Below are 19,710 nucleotides of genomic sequence, written 5' to 3'. Positions count from 1 at the left end.
CTCAAAAAGGGGAATAAGTACAGGATAAAATTGGGTTGTTAAAAAGTAATAATGTGCTGTTATAGTTGGATGGCAAACGATTGCGTATTTTTTCATTAGGGGCTATCTCAATGAAGAAAAAGAGTTTACACTGTATGCCATTCTTTCTCCCGCATGGGAGTTTGTCTTTAGTGAAGTTAGCTGAGTCAGGAGATGTGAATGTTAAAACGTGAAATGAATATTGCTGATTACGATCCAGAATTATGGAATGCAATGGAAGGTGAAGTGACTCGTCAAGAAGAGCACATCGAACTTATTGCTTCTGAAAACTATACCAGCCCTCGTGTTATGCAGGCGCAGGGATCTCAGCTGACAAATAAATATGCTGAAGGCTATCCGGGGAAACGTTACTACGGTGGTTGTGAGTATGTGGATGTTGTAGAGCAACTGGCTATCGATCGTGCAAAAGCATTATTTGGTGCAGATTACGCTAACGTACAGCCTCACTCAGGCTCTCAAGCGAATGCCGCTGTCTATATGGCATTGTTAAAACCAGGTGATACTGTTTTAGGTATGAACTTAGCGCAAGGCGGTCACTTAACTCATGGTTCACCAGTTAACTTCTCTGGTAAACTGTATAACATCGTACCTTATGGTATTGATGAATCAGGTAAAATTGATTACGAAGATATCGCTATTCAAGCTAAAAAACATCAACCAAAAATGATCATTGGCGGATTCTCTGCTTATTCTGGTCTGGTTGATTGGGCTAAAATGCGCGAAATCGCAGACAGTATTGGTGCATTCTTATTTGTTGATATGGCTCACGTTGCAGGTATGGTTGCAGCAGGTGTTTATCCTAACCCTGTTCCTCATGCACATGTTGTTACAACAACAACCCATAAAACTTTAGCAGGTCCACGCGGTGGTCTTATCCTTGCTAAAGGTGGCGATGAAGAGTTTTATAAAAAACTGAACTCTGCTGTATTCCCTGGCTCTCAAGGTGGCCCTTTAATGCATGTTATTGCAGGTAAAGCGGTTGCATTAAAAGAAGCTATGGAGCCAGAATTTAAAGTTTATCAGCAACAAGTTGCTAAAAACTCGAAAGCAATGGTAGAAGTTTTCTTAGATCGCGGTTATAAAGTAGTGTCTGGCGGAACTGAAAACCACCTGTTTTTATTAGATTTAGTTGATAAAGATATTACAGGTAAAGATGCAGATGCTGCACTGGGTCGTGCAAATATCACTGTTAACAAAAACAGCGTACCAAATGATCCACGTAGCCCATTTGTAACTTCTGGTGTTCGTATCGGTTCTCCAGCGATTACACGTCGTGGTTTTAAAGAAGCGGAAGCTCGTGAATTAGCCGGTTGGATGTGTGATGTCCTTGATAATATCAATGATGAAGCGAACATTGAGAAAGTGAAACAAAAAGTCTTGGATATCTGCGCTAAATTTCCAGTTTACGCATAAGTTTGTAACGATATAATAAAACCCGTTGTACAAGCCCGCTTCGAGAACTTGTTCTTGGCGGGTTTTTTTGCATCTTAAAAATGGGGGATTGGATGGTTATTCCATCAACATTGTGGCTTGCCTTAGATTATTTTACCTATTTCTTTTCATACGGCATCTTTTTACCCTTTTGGTCCATATGGCTAAAAGGTGAGGGTGTCGATCCTGCAATGATAGGTCTGTTATTAGGTGTAGGTTTAACCGCACGTTTTGTTGGTAGCCTAATTTTAACGCCTGCGGTAAAGGATCCGTCAAAACTTATTACTGCATTGAGATTGTTTGCTTTTCTCTCATTACTTTTTACTGTTGCATTTATGATGGGTAGCCATTGGGCATGGTTATTCTTTGTAATGACAGGATTTAACGTTTTCTTTTCACCGATGGTGCCTTTAGGGGATTCTCTAGCTGGAACGTGGCAAAAACAGTTTCCTTTTGACTATGGGAAAATCCGCGTTTGGGGCTCAATCGCTTTTATTATTAGCTCATCATTGCTAGGTGTTTTAATTGATGCTTTTGGACATCCCATTATTCTTTATGGATTGATTGCCAGTACTTTTGCACTATTCCTGACATCTATGCTCCGCCCTAAAGTTATGCCACAGGGTAAAGTGAAAAAAGCAGAACACAGCAATGTGTCTTTTATGAAACTCATTTCAGATGGACCAGTTTGGCGTTTTCTGTTGTGTGTCTCTTTACTGCAAGGTGCGCACGCTGCTTATTATGGTTTTAGTGCACTTTATTGGGAAAAAGCAGGGTATGACACCGCAACAATCGGCTATCTTTGGTCATTAGGTGTGGTTTCAGAGGTGGTTGTTTTTATGCTCAGCCATCGTTTATTCCGCCGCTGGAGCGCAAGAAATCTACTCTTACTTTCTGCTTTTGCTGGACTTTTACGTTGGGGGTTAATGGGTAGTTTTACCGCATTACCCGCACTTATTGTTGTTCAAATCTTACATAGTGGTACGTTTACGGTGTGCCATTTAGCGGCAATGCGCTTTATTAGTGCACGTCAAGAGCACGAAATTATTCGTCTACAAGCGGTGTATTCGGCTTTGGCGATGGGTGGAAGTATTGCGATCATGACCATTGTCTCTGGTTGGTTGTATGAAAAACTTCCTAATCAAGAGTCGTTGATCTTCTGGTTAATGGCAGCATTAACGATCCCTGCTATGTTTATCAGACCAAGAGTACAACCTCAAAATACCTAATTTCTCTATTTTATAAAAATTAAGATCTGTAATGTCCCTTGATATTGCAGATCTTTTTATTTTCTCCTTTAAAAGCGCATTTTTTGATCAAACGAATAATTGACCATTCTAAATATTAGGTTTAGATTTAATTCATTCAAATGAATGAATGCAAAAAAGGTATTGTTATGAACAATAAATCAGTGATCCCAGCCAGTTTTTCTTTACAAGAAAGAGACAGACGCTGGCTGTTAGCTAGAGATATTATGAAAGATAATCAGTTAGATACATTGATTGTCTATGGTGATAGAGAATCCGCCGCGCCGGCACCATTTTGTATTGATCACTATTTTACAAATGACCGACTAGGATCGGTTGTTATTTTTCATGAAGATAAAAAACCATTGATAGTCACTTTTGCACCAATGATGATCGCCGATCATATGCAAGCAAAGCTACGTGGTGATTTGCAGTGGATTGATGAAGATAATCTTGTTGTAGGAAAAACAGGGCGTAATATTGCTCAATTACTAAAAGAAATGGGTGTGCAACAAAATGCACATATTGGTGTTATTGGCTTAGAGCCTTATCCTCCATTCTATTTTGATGGTGCAATGCCATTTAATACTCTAAACGGTATTAAGGATGCATTCCCTTATGCGAAATTTAGTTGTGTTTATCGTGATTTCTTTAAACGTGCATCCGTTAAAAGTGAAGAAGAACTGACACATGTAAGATATGCCGCCGCTATTGGTGAAGCAATGAGTGAAACAATGCGCGTCACAACCAGACCTGGGGCGACAGAAGCTGATCTTGCAGCTGCGATTACTGCAACTTGCTTATCCAGAGGTGGGTTTACGGCTGAAATTCTAATGGGATCAGGCTCTGAGTATATCGGTTGGGGTCCTCCTGCTTGGCAATATCGCTCACAAGCACCTCGTGAAATTCAAATGGGCGACATTGTGTTATCAGAAATTTTCGCTTTATATGGGATGTATGAAACACAACACCAAGCCGCTGTTGCAGTGGGGAAAATTCATGATAATTTAGAAAAAGCCGCTTTGGTTGCTCGTGAATGCTATGAAATAGGTGTTGAGCATTTAAAGGCAGGCATTACTTTTGGTGAAGTGGTTGATTTAATGGAAAAACCATTATTACAATCAGGGGGATGGCATGTGCATCCTCTTATCCATAGCATCAATCCTTATGGACCTATTGGTTTTGGTACTGCTCCGGGTATCGAATCATTACCATTGGCGAGTCGTTATAAACAAATTGAACGATTACCAAACCCGGGTCGAGAGCTTGTATTACAAGAGGGCATGACGTTTGCGTTTGAACCTAACTGTGGCTTTGGTCATCACTTATGTAACTTAGGTGGTACGGTTGTAGTTGGTAAATGTAAAGGGATTGAGTTAAATTCAAACTCAACACAATTAATGCGGGCTGATTTATAAGCCTAATAATAAATAGTTAATAAACAATGAAAAACACCAGTAAAACCGCGATAAGTACAGAACAGACTCAAGAAAAGTTAGTACAAGAAGGTATTAAGCTTTTTGCACTACACGGAATTAGTGGGTTGAGAACGAGACAACTTGCGCAGGATGCTGGTGTTAATCAATCAGCAATTCCTTATCATTTTGGTGGAAAACTAGGCGTTTATACTGCCGTTATTCAATATATTGCGACAGAATTAGCGTCAGAAATTCATTTTGACCAATTTGATAATAAGCTTCAGTTTTTATTAAAAGAAAATGAGTTAGATCGTGAATTACTTGCTTCTCTGATCCCTTTATTAGTCTCGGGATTAACGCGCGCTTTATTAGCACCTGAACGCCATTATTACAGTCAGTTGATTTTACGTGAGCAACTGGAGCCAACTGAAAATTATGAGCTGATTTATCGTAATTTAATTGAGCCTTTTCATTTACGACTATCTCATCTTATCGAATTAATCGATAAAAAGAGTGACACATTAACGACTACTATTCGTGCTCATGCCGTTATTGGGCAAATACTTGGGTTTGTGATCGCGAGAAAAGCATTTTTATTACGTATTGATAAACAGGAAATGACATCGCAGTTATTAGATAAAATAGCCCAAGAAATTAGCCAATTATCAGTAAATGCACTATTAACAATAAATCAGTAGGTAATAAAAAAGACCATAATATTATGGTCTTTTTCTTTGTATATATTTTATTCGTATCAACGAAATTAACGTTTTAATGCATCTGTTAATTCACTACGAATTTCAGCTAATAATGCTCTGACAACACGTGGATTACCTGCAACAATATTACCTGTTTGTAGGTAGCCATGATTACCAGTAAAGTCAGAAACGATAGCACCTGCTTCACGAGCGATTAATTCGCCACCTAAGAAATCCCAAGGTTTTAAGCCAATCTCAAAGAAACCATCAACACGACCAGCTGCAACATAAGCTAAATCTAAAGCTGCTGAACCAGTGCGGCGGAAATCAGCACAAGGTACAAACAGTTTACCTAACATATTCATGTAAGCAGCTGAATGTTGTTTGCTTTTGAATGGGAAACCAGTCGCAAGAACTGCACCGTCTAAATCGCGAGCGTTAGAGCCACGTAGACGATAACCATTTAACTGTGCACCTTGACCACGAACGGCTGAGAATAATTCGTTACGCATAGGATCGTAAACAACAGCCACTTCAGTACGGCCTTTAATGCGTACAGCAATAGAAACAGAGAAGTGTGGAAGACGTTTAATGAAGTTAGTCGTGCCATCAAGTGGATCAATAACCCATTGTATGTCGTGATCTTCACCGAGTAACTCGCCACTTTCTTCCGTAATAATGGTGTGTTTTGGATAAGATTTACGGATGATTTCAATGATTGCTTGTTCTGCGTCACGGTCAACGTTAGTGACAAAATCATTGGTACCTTTCTGATTAGTTTCTACAGATTCAGGATTTTCGTAATTTTTGGCGATTAAATTACCAGCCTTACGTGCGGCACGTATGGCAATATTCAGCATCGGATGCATGGTTATCTTCCACAAGATGTTAAAGAACGGGGATAAAAAACGTGCGAGAGTATAACAGGCATTCGTGTTTCTGGCTACAATTGTGATAAAATAGATGGATCACAAAGCAATTAACAAGAAATCAATGTTAGAAAATATTCGCATCATCCTTGTAGAAACCTCGCATACAGGCAATATGGGCTCTACAGCTCGTGCTATGAAAACCATGGGATTAACCAATCTTTATTTTGTTAATCCAAAAGAAAAACCAGATTCACATTCTATTGCCCTATCAGCAGGTGCAAGTGATGTTATTGGCAATGCACATATTGTTAATAGTATCGATGAAGCGATTGAAGGCTGTGGTTTAGTCATAGGAACAAGCGCCCGTAGCCGTACACTTTCTTGGCCAATGCTTGCACCTCGTGAATGTGGTGAGCGTTGCGTTATGGAAGCTAAAAATAAGCCTGTTGCTGTTATTTTTGGCCGTGAACGCACAGGTTTAACTAATGAAGAATTACAAAAATGTGATTTTCATCTGTATGTTCCGACTAATCCAGAATATGGTTCTTTAAATTTAGCGATGGCTGTTCAGCTTGTTAGTTATGAAATTCGTATGGCAGCACTTGCCCAAGAAGAAAAACAAGAGGAAAATAGCCCATCAGAGATTGATTATCCACCAGCAGATGATATAGAACGTTTTTACGTTCATTTAGAGCAGGTGCTTAATGAATCTGGTTTTATTCGTCCTAAACATCCGGGACAAGTGATGAGCCGTTTACGCCGTCTATTTACGCGTGCGCGCCCAGAAACACAAGAGCTTCATATCTTACGTGGTATCCTGACGTCAGTTGAGAAATGGGCTAAGAAATAGAGGGCAAAGTTGATTAACTTAAGTCAACTTTTGGCTGAGTATAATACTTGACTAAAACACTCGGATAAATAGTTGACTAAATTACTCGGGAATGACACAATTTGATTATTGTTCACCACGGAGTATTTGTTATGAGACTGACATCAAAAGGGCGTTACGCAGTTACTGCAATGCTTGATGTTGCATTGCATTCACAGCAAGGCCCTGTCCCCCTCGCTGATATTTCAGAGCGTCAAGGGATTTCCCTTTCTTATCTTGAGCAGCTTTTCTCACGTTTGCGCAAAAATGAATTAGTCGCAAGTGTTCGTGGTCCTGGTGGCGGCTATTTATTAGGTCGTGATGCAGGACAAATTTTTGTTGCTCAAGTTATTTCTGCGGTTGATGAATCTGTCGATGCTACCCGTTGTCAGGGTAACAAAGAAGGTTGTCAAGGTGGCGATCGTTGCCTGACTCATACTTTGTGGCGTGATTTAAGTGATCGTATAACCAGTTTCCTAAGCAGTATCAGCCTTGAAGAGTTAGTAAATAACGAAGAGGTTATGGATGTCGCCGATCGTCAAGACAATGAAAAACGCCATGCTATTAATGGTCGTTTACAAGAAACCATTGTTAATATGCGAGTTTAACGGCGATCTCTAGGTAGGCAAAAACAAAATTATTAAAGAAGATCCGTCGTCTTTGGAGTTAGTGAGCAATGAAATTACCCATTTATCTAGATTATTCAGCAACCACTCCTGTTGATCCACGAGTTGCTGAAAAAATGATGCAATGCCTGACTATTGATGGCATTTTTGGTAACCCAGCCTCTCGTTCACACCGTTTTGGTTGGCAAGCAGAAGAAGCTATTGATATTGCACGTAATCAGATTGCTGATTTAATCGGTGCAGATCCTCGTGAAATCGTATTCACATCAGGCGCAACTGAAGCTGATAACCTCGCACTAAAAGGTGTTGCTAACTTTTACCAGAAAAAAGGTAAGCACATCATCACTTCAAAAACCGAACATAAAGCCATTTTAGACACTTGTCGTCAACTTGAGCGTGAAGGTTTTGAAGTCACTTATTTAGCACCAAAAAGTGATGGTCTAATTGACCTGAAAGAGCTTGAAGAAGCGATGCGTGAAGACACTATTTTAGTTTCTATCATGCATGTAAATAACGAAATTGGTGTTGTACAAGATATTGCTGCTATCGGTGAATTATGCCGTAGCAAAGGTATTATTTACCATGTAGACGCAACACAAAGCGTTGGTAAATTACCGATTGATCTTTCTAAGTTAAAAGTTGATTTACTTTCTCTTTCTGCGCATAAAGTTTACGGTCCTATGGGTATCGGTGCACTTTATGTTCGTCGTAAACCACGTATTCGTTTAGAAGCACAAATGCATGGTGGCGGACATGAGCGTGGTATGCGTTCAGGTACATTAGCCGTTCACCAAATTGTGGGTATGGGCGAAGCTTACCGTATTTTGAAAGAAGAAATGGCTGATGAAACTAAACGCTTAAACGAATTACGTTTGCGTTTATGGAATGGCATTAAAGATATCGAAGAAGTTTATATCAACGGTTCTTTAGAACACACTGCGCCAAACATTCTTAATGTGAGCTTCAACTATGTTGAAGGTGAATCATTAATGATGGCACTGAAAGATCTTGCTGTTTCTTCAGGCTCAGCCTGTACTTCAGCAAGTTTAGAACCTTCTTATGTACTGCGTGCGTTAGGTTTAACTGATGAACTTGCACACAGTTCTATTCGCTTCTCTCTGGGTCGTTTCACCACAGAAGAAGAAATAGATTATGCAATTGAACAAATCCACAGTGCAATTGGTCGCTTACGTGATCTTTCTCCACTTTGGGATATGCATAAACAAGGTGTTGATATCAACAGTATCGAATGGTCTCACCATTAATCAGACGTTTTCAGGAGTTAAATCATGGCTTATAGCGATAAAGTAATTGATCATTATGAAAACCCTCGTAATGTGGGATCATTTGATAATAATGACCCTACTGTAGGGAGTGGTATGGTTGGCGCACCTGCTTGTGGTGACGTTATGAAACTGCAAATCAAAGTTGACGATAATGGCGTAATTGAAGATGCGCGTTTTAAAACTTATGGTTGTGGTTCAGCAATTGCATCAAGTTCACTGGTAACAGAATGGATGAAAGGCAAAACATTAGATGAAGCCGAATCTATTAAGAACACAGCAATTGCCGAAGAATTAGAATTACCACCAGTGAAAATTCACTGTTCAATTCTTGCAGAAGATGCAATAAAAGCAGCGATTGCAGACTATAAAAGCAAACGCCAAGGCAAGTAATTGTCTTTTATAATAAAAAAATAAAATATTGGCGGATGCTGAAACTTTTTTTCAGTATCCGCTTTCGTTCTTTATGAGTGAGGTGTGCCATGTCAATTTCCCTTACAGAATCCGCCGCTAATCGTGTTCGCTCTTTCCTATCTAACCGTGGAAAAGGTGAAGGTTTACGTTTAGGCGTAAGAACATCCGGTTGTTCTGGAATGGCTTATGTTCTTGAGTTTGCTGATGTCATCAATGACGAAGATACTGTTTTTGAAGACAAAGGTGTGAAAGTTATCGTTGATGGTAAAAGCATGGTCTATTTAGATGGAACAGAGCTTGATTTCGTCAAAGAAGGATTAAACGAAGGCTTTAAATTTAACAACCCAAATGTATCGAATGAGTGTGGTTGTGGTGAAAGCTTCACTGTGTAATTTGTGTTAAAACACAGTATTAACGTTAATTAATCCAAGAGTAGATGTATGGACTATTTCACACTATTAGGCATGCCTAATCGTTTTGATATTGATAAACAGCAACTTGCTACACGTTATCAAGATATGCAGCGTCAATATCACCCAGATCGTTTTGCAGGTCAGTCTGAAAAAGAACAGGCTCAAGCAATCTCGCTTGCTTCAACCATCAATCAGGCTTATCAGACCTTAAAAAATCCACTCTCAAGAGCTGAATACATGCTCTCATTACACGGTATCGATATTGCTAATGAGCAACAAACGATGCACGATACTGCTTTTTTAATGGAGCAACTCACATTACGTGAAGAGCTGGATAACATCGAACACAGTGCTGAAGCCGAAAGTTTGTTAGCCGATTTTTCTGCGCGTTTAGAAAAAATGTACACAGTACGCCATGATGAAATGGTCAAAACGCTAGAGGATCAAACTTGGGATGTTGCTGCAGATAATGTGAGAAAATTGCGTTTTCTCGCGAAATTAAAAGAGCAAGTAGAACAACTTGAAGAACGCTTGTTTGATGGTTTTTAAGGGAAATAGTTATGTCATTATTACAAATTAGTGAACCAGGTCAAACGCCTGCACCGCATCAGCGCCGGCTTGCAGCGGGTATTGATTTAGGTACGACACACTCATTAGTTGCCACTGTACGTAGTGGGCAAGCCGAAGCGCTTTCTGACAACGAAGGTCGCTATTTATTGCCATCTGTCGTGCAGTATCAAGTTGATAATATCAACGTTGGTTGGAATGCTAAAAAAGAAGCAGAAAAAGATCCTGCTAACACGATAAGCTCAATTAAAAGAATGGTGGGTCGCTCACTGAGTGATGTGACAAGCCGTTATCCAAACCTTCCTTATCATTTTCATGAAAATGACAATGGTTTACCGCTGATCAAAACAGCGGCAGGTATTGTTGATCCTATTCAAGTCTCTTCTGACATCTTAAAAACATTGGCTGAACGTGCAACACAATCATTAGGTGGCGAACTTGATGGTGTTGTTGTTACTGTACCCGCTTATTTTGATGATGCTCAACGTCAAGGCACAAAAGAAGCCGCTCGTCGTGCTGGTTTGCATGTTTTACGTTTATTAAACGAACCTACAGCAGCTGCTATTGCCTATGGTCTAGATTCAGGAAAAGAAGGCACCATCGTTGTTTATGACTTAGGTGGTGGTACTTTTGATATCTCTGTTCTTCGTTTAACTAAAGGTGTTTTTGAAGTCTTAGCGACTGGCGGTGATACCGCGTTAGGTGGCGATGATTTTGATATGATGCTGGCAGATTGGATAAGAGAACGTGCTGGTTTTGGACATCAAAAAGATGCTGTATTACAACGTCAATTACTGGATGTTGCGTCAGAAACTAAAATTGCATTGAGTGATAATGATGTTACGGATATCAACATTAATGGATGGAAAGGTGAGATCACTCGAGCTGAGTTTGAATCATTAATTCAATCATTAGTGAAGCGTACACTATTATCTGTTCGCCGCGCATTAAAAGACGCAGATGTTGAAATAGATGAAGTTTTAGAAGTGGTTATGGTTGGTGGTTCAACGCGTGTACCATTGGTTCGTCAAATGGTTGGTGATTATTTTAAACGTGAACCTTTAACTTCTATTGATCCAGATAAAGTGGTTGCCATTGGTGCTTCAATCCAAGCTGATATTTTGGTGGGTAATAAACCGGATAGCGAAATGCTATTGCTGGATGTTATTCCTCTTTCTCTTGGCCTTGAAACAATGGGCGGATTAGTTGAGAAAGTGATCCCTCGCAATACCACTATTCCTGTTGCCAGAGCACAGGAATTTACGACATTCAAAGATGGTCAAACCGCAATGAGTGTTCACGTCGTTCAAGGTGAGCGTGAAATGGTGAGCGATTGTCGTTCTCTTGCTCGTTTTACACTGCGTGGAATTCCGCCAATGGCTGCCGGTGGCGCACATATTCGTGTCACATTCCAAGTTGATGCGGATGGCTTACTTAGTGTTAGTGCGATGGAAAAATCAACGGGTGTTGAAGCCTCAGTACAGGTCAAGCCTTCTTATGGTCTTAGTGATACTGAAATCGCTAAGATGATCCAATCTTCGATGGAAAATGCCCAAGAAGATTTACAAGCTCGTCGTTTAGCCGAGCAAAAAGTCGAAGCAGCTCGTGTGTTAGAAAGTTTAACCGCAGCATTAGAAGAAGATGCTCATCTGTTAAATGAAGATGAGAAAACGGCTATCGACAAAGTTGTAGATACCTTAATAGAGAGCGTTGAAGGAACAGATCCTGTTGCTATTGAAAACGCGATTAAACTACTGGATAAGCAAACTCAGGATTTTGCAGCGCGTCGTATGGATTCATCTATTCGACAAGCGTTGGCAGGTCATTCTGTGGATGAGATATAACTATGCCTAAAATTGTATTTTTACCCCATAGCACACTGTGCCCTGAAGGTGCTGTTGTTGACGCAACAGAAGGTGAGTCTATTCTAGATGTCGCATTACGCAACGGTATCGAGATTGAACATGCTTGTGAAATGTCTTGTGCATGTACAACTTGTCACTGTGTAGTGCGTGAAGGTTTTGATTCACTAGAAGAGAGCTCTGAGCTTGAAGACGACATGTTAGATAAAGCGTGGGGTTTAGAGCCTGAAAGCCGCTTAAGTTGCCAAGCAAAAGTGACTGACGAAGATTTAGTTGTTGAGATCCCTAAATATTCGATTAACCACGCAAGAGAGCATTAATTTTAGGAGTCGAGCATGAAATGGAGTGACACGCGTGAAATAGGGGAAGCGTTATTTGATCTTTACCCTGACACTGATCCTAAAACAGTACGCTTTACTGATATGCATCAGTGGATTTGTGATTTAGAAGATTTTGATGATGATCCACAGAAATCCAATGAAAAAATTCTTGAAGCTATTTTACTTGTTTGGCTTGATGAATTTGAATAATTGACGACACCGTAAACTTAAAAGACTGGCTTATTGCCGGTCTTTTTGCATTATGACCTTTTACATTCCACCTTGTCAGTGATTTAAAAATAACCATAAAGAGGGGAGTAGAGATATTTTGTTATGCGATCTTCTTCGAGGAATATCATGTAAATACGGAAGATCACTGGATGATAATGGTGACCTCTTGGTTTTTGCAGTAAATTGATCACGCTAAACGCTAAATATCTGGTAGTCTGAATAGGTTAACTGCCACCAGTAATAATAAGTGAGACAATAAATGAATAAACAAATTATGCCTATCATGCTGTCAAATGAACCTGCTGCTGCATGTTGGGGTGAAAAAGCACTAATTAGCACTAGCGAAACCGGCATGACAATCCACTTAACGGAAGAAAACCGTTTAGGCGCTATTCAGCGCGGTGGACGTAAAGTTGATGGTCAAGGCATTCGTAATGTTGCACTTGTTGGCGACGGCTGGGATTTAGAACGTAGTTGGGCTTTCTGGTTAGGTTTTAGAGCACCTAAAGGCGCTCGTTCAATCGAATGGCCACAATTAAATGATGCTGATAAACACGAACTAGAATCACGTATTCGCATCGTTGATTGGGTTAGAGATACCATCAATACACCAGCAGAAGAATTAGGACCAGAACAACTGGCACAACGCACGGTTGATCTTTTCTGTGGTCTTGATAAAGAAGATATTAGCTATAAGATCACCAAAGGCGTTGATCTACGCGATCAAAACTATGCAGGTATCTATACAGTTGGTCGCGGCTCTTCTCGTGACCCTGTCTATTTAGCATTAGATTTCAACCCAACCAAAGATAGTAATGCTCCTGTATTTGCTTGCTTAGTCGGTAAAGGTATTACTTTTGATTCAGGTGGTTATAGCATCAAACCTTCATCATCTATGAATTCAATGAAAGCCGATATGGGTGGTGCAGCAACGTTAGCGGGTGCTTTAGCATTAGCGGTTACTCGTGGTTTAAATAAACGCGTAAAACTACTGCTATGTATTGCAGATAACATGGTCAGCGGTAATGCCTTTAAATTAGGTGATATTATCCGTTACCGTAATGGCAAATCAGTTGAAATCATGAATACCGATGCTGAAGGCCGTTTAGTTTTAGCGGATGGTTTAATTGATGCAAGCAATATTGCACCAGAGTTGATTATCGATGCAGCAACATTAACAGGTGCTGCTAAAGTTGCAGTAGGTAATGATTACCACTCTGTATTGAGCTTTGATGATAAATTAGCAGCAGAGTTACTGACTAGTGCTGAACAAGAAAATGAATTGTTCTGGCGTCTGCCATTAGCAGATTTCCATCGTAGCCAATTACCTTCTAGCTTCGCTGATTTAAACAATATTGCCGCACCTTCTCATACTGCGGGTGCAAGTACAGCTGCTGCATTCTTATCGCACTTTGTGACTGACTACAAAAAAGGTTGGGTACATATTGATTGTTCAGCAACGTACAGAAAATCTTCTGTAGAACAATGGGCAGCAGGTGCTACGGGTTACGGTGTGCGTTCTATCGCGAATCTGTTATTAGCAAAAGCAAAATAATAAACGTTATTTGATTTGGAGTTTGTAATGGGTGTATCTGAACAATTTGAAACACAAGAAATTGTTTCTGTTGAAGGTTCTTCTTTAAAGTTAAGCGTTCTAGAGCCACAACCTGAAGAATTAACAACCGCACTTAGCGAGTTTTTTGGTGAACATAAACCGATCCGCCGTGCCTTTATTGTTAATGCTCAGGAGCAAGATAATGAAGAGTCGTTTTATCTTATTGGTTTAGAAATAACGGGTGAAGAAGAGGCGATTGCGCAAATACTCCCTCAAGCGGCTGAATCAGCTTTTGAATATTTAGAAGAAGGGCAATCACTAGATTTTTGCTTTGTGGATAAAGATGAAAAAGGTGTAAGTCATTTTATGATCCACCATGTATCACCTTTTTATCAACGCAAACTTGGAGGATTCTTAAGAAAAGGTATCCCGATAGTTAATCTGGATAGTTAATTCAGCCCTCTAAATTTAGGCGATATCTCATCAGATATCGCTTTTTTTTACCTTATAATAGAAAATTGACTAAATTAGCAAATCGTTTGCATTTTTATATAACGCTTTGTTTTAGATAGGCTTTGTTTTTAAAGTAAAAATAAGGTGATTTCGTGTTGTAAATTATTTTGTTTTACGCGATAAAAAATAGCTAATCTCATTATTTTTTATCTTATTAGAATGAAGAAATACATATATTATCTCTGCCTGCATAAAACATCGCATTATTCAGGGGTTGAATTAAAGGAAATGGATATGAACCAAAACCAGTTTAGACAATATACAGAAAAGAGAGGTTATCGTTGGAGCTCTCTTGCTGTTGTATTGGCATCAGCATTAGCTCTTATGGGCTGTGATGACAAAGCAGATGAAAACACATCATCTGCGGATAAGACGCAAAATACACAAGTTGCCGAGCAAAAAGACGCTGCTCAGAGCACATCAGGCACCACGACTCAAACAAGCGAAAAACCTGCAGTTACAACAAAAACGAATAACGAAACTGCATTAAAAAGCAAAGAAGTCCGTGATGAGTTGGCAATGCGTTTTGTAGGCAAAGAAGTCACCGTATTAGATGCATCAGAGTTACAACGTGATGGTGCGAGTACTATGGTTGTGACTTTCTCTGTACCACTTGATCCTGACCAAAAGTTTGATGATGTTATTCATCTTGTTGATACCAAAAAAGGGAAATTAGAAGGTGCGTGGGAGTTATCTGATAACTTAATGGAATTGCGTTTCCGCCATTTACCTCCATCAACAGAATTAAACTTAACAATTGATGAAAAAATCAAAGGTATTAATGAACGTACATTAACGACACCTTTTAGCCAAAAATTTACGACAGAAGAAATTTTCCCATCTGTTGGCTTTACCAGTAAAGGGTCGTTATTGCCACTTGAAGCAGCTGAAGGCCTACCGATTACTGCGTTAAATGTGGGGCAAGTTGACGTAAACTTTTTCCGTGTTAAAGATGAGCAACTCGCTCAATTCTTAACGCAATGGGAAAGTCGTTCCAATATTAATTATTGGGAATCAGATGAGTTTCTATCCCAAGCTGATTTGGTTTATACCGGTCGCTTCGAATTAAACACAGAAACAAATACCCGTGAAAACGTATTGTTACCGCTAAAATCGATAGATGCCTTAAAAAAAGAAGGTGCCTATATTGCGGTTATGCAACAAGCGGGTAAATACTCTTATACAGTGCCAGCAACAGTATTCACATTTAGTGATATCGGGCTGTCAATGCACAGTTATCTTGATACGTTAGATATCTTCACCCAATCACTTAAAAATGGTTCTGCGTTAGATAAAGTAGAAATTCGCCTGTTAGATGAAAAAGGTGGCTTGATTTCTAAAGCGCAAACCGATAGTCAAGGACATGCCACACTTGAGAAAAGTGATAAAGCACGTTTATTAATGGCTATTCGTGATGGGCAAACCAGTATGATTGATTTGCGTAAACCTGCGCTTGATCTTTCTGAGTTTGATATTGGTGGACCACAAGGTTATAGCAAACAATTTTTTGCTTTTGGTCCTCGCGATCTCTATCGTCCCGGTGAAACATTAATCGTTAATGCATTGCTACGTGATGGTGATGGTAATCCTATTAAAGAGCAACCTGTTAAAGTTGATCTACTTAAAACAGACGGGCAAGTTTCTCGTAGTTTTGTTTGGCAACCAGAGAACGGACTTTACCAATTAAAATTAGTTATTCCTGCGGATGAAAATACGGGTACACGTACCTTACGTTTTGATGTAGGCGATGGTACTCCTCGTTTCTATGAGTTTCAGGTAGAAGATTTTATGCCAGAACGTATGGCATTAGAAATCACGGGTAAGAAAGGAATTATACTAAGCGGTAATGACGCTTATTTTGACATTAAGGGTCGCTATCTTTATGGCGCACCAGCTGCCGATAATCGCTTACAAGGGCAAGTTTTCTTAAAAGCCTCTCGTGAAGCTGTCAGTAAATTACCGGGCTATGAATTTGGTGCTGTAAAAGATGAAAACTTCAGTCGTTTACTGGATGAGTTTGAACTTAATTTAGACTCTGATGGTGAAGGTGGAGTGAATGTTGATAGTGAACGCTATGAAGAGCTGAAATCACCTATCAATATTATTTTACAAGCAAGTTTACTTGAAGCTGGCGGACGCCCTGTTACTCGCCGTTATCAACAAGCTGTTTGGCCTGCCACTCATCTTGCTGGTATTCGCCCAGTCTTCCCTAAAAAAGAAGTCTATGACTATCGGACGGACAAATATAAATCAGGTTATAGCGTTGATGAAAATTCAATGGCTGAATTTGAAATTGTCTATACAGACCAAGATGGTAAGAAACTACCTGCTAACGATCTTAAAGTGAAGTTTATCTATGAACGTCATGATTATTACTGGCGTTGGTCTAGTTCTAATGGCTGGGAATCTGGCTATAACGAAAAAGATCTGCAAATGGATGAGCAAACAATCAAGATTGCGAAAGATGGCACTGCAAAAGTGGCATTCCCTGTTGAATGGGGCTCTTATCGTATCGAAGTTGTCGATCCTAAAACAGAATTAGTCAGTAGCCTACGTTTCTGGGCAGGTTATTCTTGGATGGATAACACGGGTGGAACAGGTGCGGTAAGACCAGACCAAGTTAAGCTTAAACTAGATAAAGAAGGTTATTTACCGGGTGAAAAAGTTAAGTTAAACATCGTTGCACCTCATCCGGGTAAAGGTTATGTGTTACTAGAATCAAGTAATGGGCCTTTATGGTGGCAAGAGATTGATGTGCCAGAAAAAGGGCTTGATGTTGAAGTGCCTATTAATAAAGAGTGGGCAAGACACGATCTCTATCTGACTTCTGTTGTCGTAAGACCGGGAGATACGTCAAAACAGGCGACAGTAAAACGTGCTGTGGGTATTTTGCATTTACCATTGCAGGATAAAAACCGTCGTATTGATATTTCACTTGATGCACCGGAAAAAATTCGCCCTAACCAAGATTTAAAAATCCGTATTAAAGCGAATCCAGTTGCAGGTCAGCCATTACCTGAAAATATTAATGTATTGGTTTCTGCGGTTGATACTGGTGTATTAAACATCACAGAGTATAAAACGCCAGATCCTTACGATGCTTTCTTTGGACGTAAACGCTACAGCATCGACCAATATGATGTTTACGGACAATTAATTGAAGGGCAAGGGCGTTTAGCTAACTTGCGCTTTGGTGGTGATGGTGGTGAAGCAGCTGCATTATCTCGTGGTGGTAAAAAACCATTAACTGATGTGCAAATCATTGCTCAACAAACGGCTCCAGTAAAATTAAATGCACAAGGTGAGGGGGAAGTTTCTTTACCTATTCCTGAGTTTAATGGCGAAGTTCGTTTAATGGCACAAGCTTGGACCGCAGATAAATTTGGTAGCCAAGAAGGTAAAGTTGTTATTGCTGCCCCGTTAGTGACTCAGCTTTCATTACCTCGCTTTATGGCTGGTGGTGATAATGCACTTTTATCTTTAGATTTAACTAATCTAACGGATGATGCGCAATCTATTACCTTAAATTATACCGCTTCAGGTTTAGTGGGATTAGGTGGCGCTGAAAGCAAAACTGTCTCGCTAACGAAAGGTGAACGTACTCAAATTCAAATTCCAGTAAAAGCGAAACATGGCTTTGGACAAGGTGAATTCTCACTGTCTATTTATGGTATTAAAGTACCGGGTGAAGAGATTAAACCTTACCACAATACATGGAATATCGGTGTTCGCCCTGCATTCCCAGCAGAAACTATTCATTATGCAAGTACATTGCAAGATGGTGATACTTGGCGTTTACCGTCAGAAATTTTAAGTCGCTTTAATAGCTCAACGCTTGAAGGTGAATTATTACTGACAAGTCGTCCTCCGTTGCAGGTGGCACGTTATGTTAGAGAGTTGTTTGCTTATCCTTATGGTTGCTTAGAACAAACAGTTAGTGGGCTTTATCCTTCACTGTATTCAACAGAAAAAGAGTTGAAACAGTTGGGAATTAAAACGCAAACTGATGCTGATAGAAAAGTAGCTATTGAGAAAGGTATTGCTCATCTGCTGACGATGCAAAAATCAGAAGGTGGGTTCTCTTTATGGGATCAAGGTGGACGTGAAGAATATTGGTTAACTGCGTATGCGACTGACTTCTTATTCCGTGCGTCACAACAAGGTTACTCAGTTCCAGCTGATTCATTAAAACGTGCAAACGATCGTTTATTACGTTATTTACAAGATAAAAACTTAGTTAACTATGAATATGCAGTTAACCAAGATGCAGCACGATTCTCAGCAAGGGCTTATGCTGCATTAGTCTTAGCAAATCAGCAAAAAGCACCTTTAGGTGAATTACGTCGTCTCTATCTTGAGCGTAATCAAGCAGGAAGTGGCTTAGCTTTAGTTCAGTTGGGTATCGCATTAAAATTAATGGGTGATAGCAGCCGCGCTGAAAGCTTGATTGCTGAAGGTGTAACAACAACACGTAAATATAATTATGGATTGGGTGATTACGGTAGCACCATTCGTGACCAAGCATTAATTATTGCACTGTTAAGTGAAAATAACCTTGAAACACAATCTCGTGATGCAAGTGTGATTGCACTATCTGATAACTTAACAAGCCGCGAATGGTTCTCAACCCAAGAAAGTAACTCGTTATACCTTGCTGGACGCTTCTTTATTAATATGGCAGAACAGCCTTGGGAAGTCGCTGTTAATCGTCAAGTCCCTGCAATCAGTAGCGATCGTGCAGTCAATGAGACATTAACATCAGCACAATTACAAGAAGGCTTAGAGCTAAATAACCGTGGTGGCGCTGCGATTTATTCTCGTATGAATATCGTGGGTTATCCGAAAGTTGCTCCTGCTCCTTATAGTAATGTATTAAATGTTCATCGTAGTTACTATGATTTGAAAGGAAACCGCGTTCATCCTAATCGCTTACAAAGTGGTGAAATGTTGGTGGTTAAACTGGAAGTTTCTGCTGATAGAGACGTACCTGATGCATTAGTTGTTGATTTATTACCTGCGGGTCTTGAAATCGAAAACCAAAACTTAGCATCAAGCAGCGCAAGCTTAAGTGATAGTGCAGCAGACTTGCAGGAATTTATCGACGATATGGGACAAGCCAATATCAAACATCTCGAATACCGTGATGATAGATTTGTTGCTGCTATCTCTGTTGATAAATATCGCCCAACAACATTGCTCTATTTAGCAAGAGCAGTAACACCGGGTAGCTATCAAGTACCACCACCACAAGTTGAATCTATGTATGTGCCTTACTGGCGTGCAATAGGATCAACAGAAACCAAGATTGACGTTGTTCCTTAAGTCTTGTAGCCCTTTCTTCGGAAAGGGCTTT

At 39.9% G+C, this 19,710-nt stretch carries 17 protein-coding genes; 16 read left to right on the top strand and 1 reads right to left on the bottom strand.

The annotated features are described in order from the left end of the window. Positions 1 to 198 precede the first annotated feature (198 nt). The 4 genes from glyA to D7029_RS12965 all read left to right on the top strand — a co-directional run bounded on the left by glyA (position 199) and on the right by D7029_RS12965 (position 4,833). Positions 199 to 1,452 (top strand): serine hydroxymethyltransferase, encoded by a 1,254-nt coding sequence (glyA, locus tag D7029_RS12980; protein WP_088495048.1) that lies wholly within the window; start codon positions 199 to 201, stop codon positions 1,450 to 1,452. A 92-nt stretch (positions 1,453 to 1,544) separates the two neighbouring features. After that, positions 1,545 to 2,699 (top strand): 3-phenylpropionate MFS transporter, encoded by a 1,155-nt coding sequence (locus tag D7029_RS12975; RefSeq protein WP_194950871.1) that lies wholly within the window; start codon positions 1,545 to 1,547, stop codon positions 2,697 to 2,699. A gap of 167 nt (positions 2,700 to 2,866) precedes the next feature. After that, positions 2,867 to 4,135, top strand: coding sequence for a M24 family metallopeptidase (locus D7029_RS12970; RefSeq protein WP_194950870.1), 1,269 nt, complete (start codon positions 2,867 to 2,869; stop codon positions 4,133 to 4,135). Positions 4,136 to 4,161: 26 nt separating this feature from the next. Next, positions 4,162 to 4,833 carry a CerR family C-terminal domain-containing protein gene (locus tag D7029_RS12965; protein ID WP_194950869.1) on the top strand — a complete coding sequence of 224 codons (672 nt, stop codon included), beginning with the start codon at positions 4,162 to 4,164 and terminating at the stop codon, positions 4,831 to 4,833. 65 nt (positions 4,834 to 4,898) lie between these two features. Here the strand turns inward: D7029_RS12965 and suhB are convergent, their stop codons facing one another. After that, entirely contained in the window at positions 4,899 to 5,702 is an 804-nt protein-coding gene (gene suhB, locus D7029_RS12960) for an inositol-1-monophosphatase (RefSeq protein WP_023581619.1), read from the bottom strand. Positions 5,703 to 5,826: 124 nt separating this feature from the next. On the opposite strand from suhB, the gene trmJ reads away from it, so the two are divergent. From trmJ to D7029_RS12900, 12 genes are all read left to right on the top strand, one after another. Beyond that, positions 5,827 to 6,555: a tRNA (cytosine(32)/uridine(32)-2'-O)-methyltransferase TrmJ gene (gene trmJ, locus D7029_RS12955; RefSeq protein ID WP_088495051.1), complete on the top strand. Its 729-nt coding sequence runs from the start codon at positions 5,827 to 5,829 to the stop codon at positions 6,553 to 6,555. Between the two features lie 131 nt (positions 6,556 to 6,686). After that, positions 6,687 to 7,181, top strand: coding sequence for a Fe-S cluster assembly transcriptional regulator IscR (gene iscR, locus D7029_RS12950; protein WP_006533450.1), 495 nt, complete (start codon positions 6,687 to 6,689; stop codon positions 7,179 to 7,181). A gap of 68 nt (positions 7,182 to 7,249) precedes the next feature. Further along, entirely contained in the window at positions 7,250 to 8,464 is a 1,215-nt protein-coding gene (locus tag D7029_RS12945; protein WP_072063243.1) for an IscS subfamily cysteine desulfurase, read from the top strand. Between the two features lie 24 nt (positions 8,465 to 8,488). Then, entirely contained in the window at positions 8,489 to 8,875 is a 387-nt protein-coding gene (gene iscU, locus D7029_RS12940) for a Fe-S cluster assembly scaffold IscU (protein ID WP_023581622.1), read from the top strand. Positions 8,876 to 8,964: 89 nt separating this feature from the next. Continuing rightward, on the top strand, positions 8,965 to 9,288 hold the full coding sequence (iscA, locus tag D7029_RS12935; RefSeq protein ID WP_006533446.1) for an iron-sulfur cluster assembly protein IscA: 324 nt from the start codon (positions 8,965 to 8,967) through the stop codon (positions 9,286 to 9,288). A gap of 48 nt (positions 9,289 to 9,336) precedes the next feature. Then, a complete protein-coding gene (hscB, locus tag D7029_RS12930; RefSeq protein WP_088495053.1) occupies positions 9,337 to 9,858 on the top strand; it encodes a co-chaperone HscB in 522 nt (173 codons plus the stop codon). Positions 9,859 to 9,869: 11 nt separating this feature from the next. Next, positions 9,870 to 11,720: a Fe-S protein assembly chaperone HscA gene (hscA, locus tag D7029_RS12925; protein WP_194950868.1), complete on the top strand. Its 1,851-nt coding sequence runs from the start codon at positions 9,870 to 9,872 to the stop codon at positions 11,718 to 11,720. A gap of 2 nt (positions 11,721 to 11,722) precedes the next feature. Beyond that, positions 11,723 to 12,058, top strand: coding sequence for an ISC system 2Fe-2S type ferredoxin (gene fdx, locus D7029_RS12920; RefSeq protein ID WP_006533442.1), 336 nt, complete (start codon positions 11,723 to 11,725; stop codon positions 12,056 to 12,058). A gap of 15 nt (positions 12,059 to 12,073) precedes the next feature. Continuing rightward, positions 12,074 to 12,268 carry a Fe-S cluster assembly protein IscX gene (gene iscX / locus D7029_RS12915; protein WP_006533441.1) on the top strand — a complete coding sequence of 65 codons (195 nt, stop codon included), beginning with the start codon at positions 12,074 to 12,076 and terminating at the stop codon, positions 12,266 to 12,268. A gap of 280 nt (positions 12,269 to 12,548) precedes the next feature. Continuing rightward, positions 12,549 to 13,844 (top strand): aminopeptidase PepB, encoded by a 1,296-nt coding sequence (gene pepB, locus D7029_RS12910; RefSeq protein WP_194950867.1) that lies wholly within the window; start codon positions 12,549 to 12,551, stop codon positions 13,842 to 13,844. Positions 13,845 to 13,871: 27 nt separating this feature from the next. Continuing rightward, on the top strand, positions 13,872 to 14,297 hold the full coding sequence (locus D7029_RS12905) for an enhanced serine sensitivity protein SseB C-terminal domain-containing protein (protein ID WP_088495056.1): 426 nt from the start codon (positions 13,872 to 13,874) through the stop codon (positions 14,295 to 14,297). Positions 14,298 to 14,585: 288 nt separating this feature from the next. Beyond that, positions 14,586 to 19,679, top strand: coding sequence for an alpha-2-macroglobulin family protein (locus tag D7029_RS12900; protein ID WP_194950866.1), 5,094 nt, complete (start codon positions 14,586 to 14,588; stop codon positions 19,677 to 19,679). Positions 19,680 to 19,710: the final 31 nt, after the last annotated feature.

It is taken from the genome of Proteus vulgaris, assembly GCF_016647575.1.
GTDB classification, from domain to species: Bacteria; Pseudomonadota; Gammaproteobacteria; order Enterobacterales; family Enterobacteriaceae; genus Proteus; species Proteus mirabilis_B.
The sequence above is the reverse complement of the archived record's forward strand: the minus strand, read 5'-3'. Positions and strand labels throughout refer to the sequence as shown.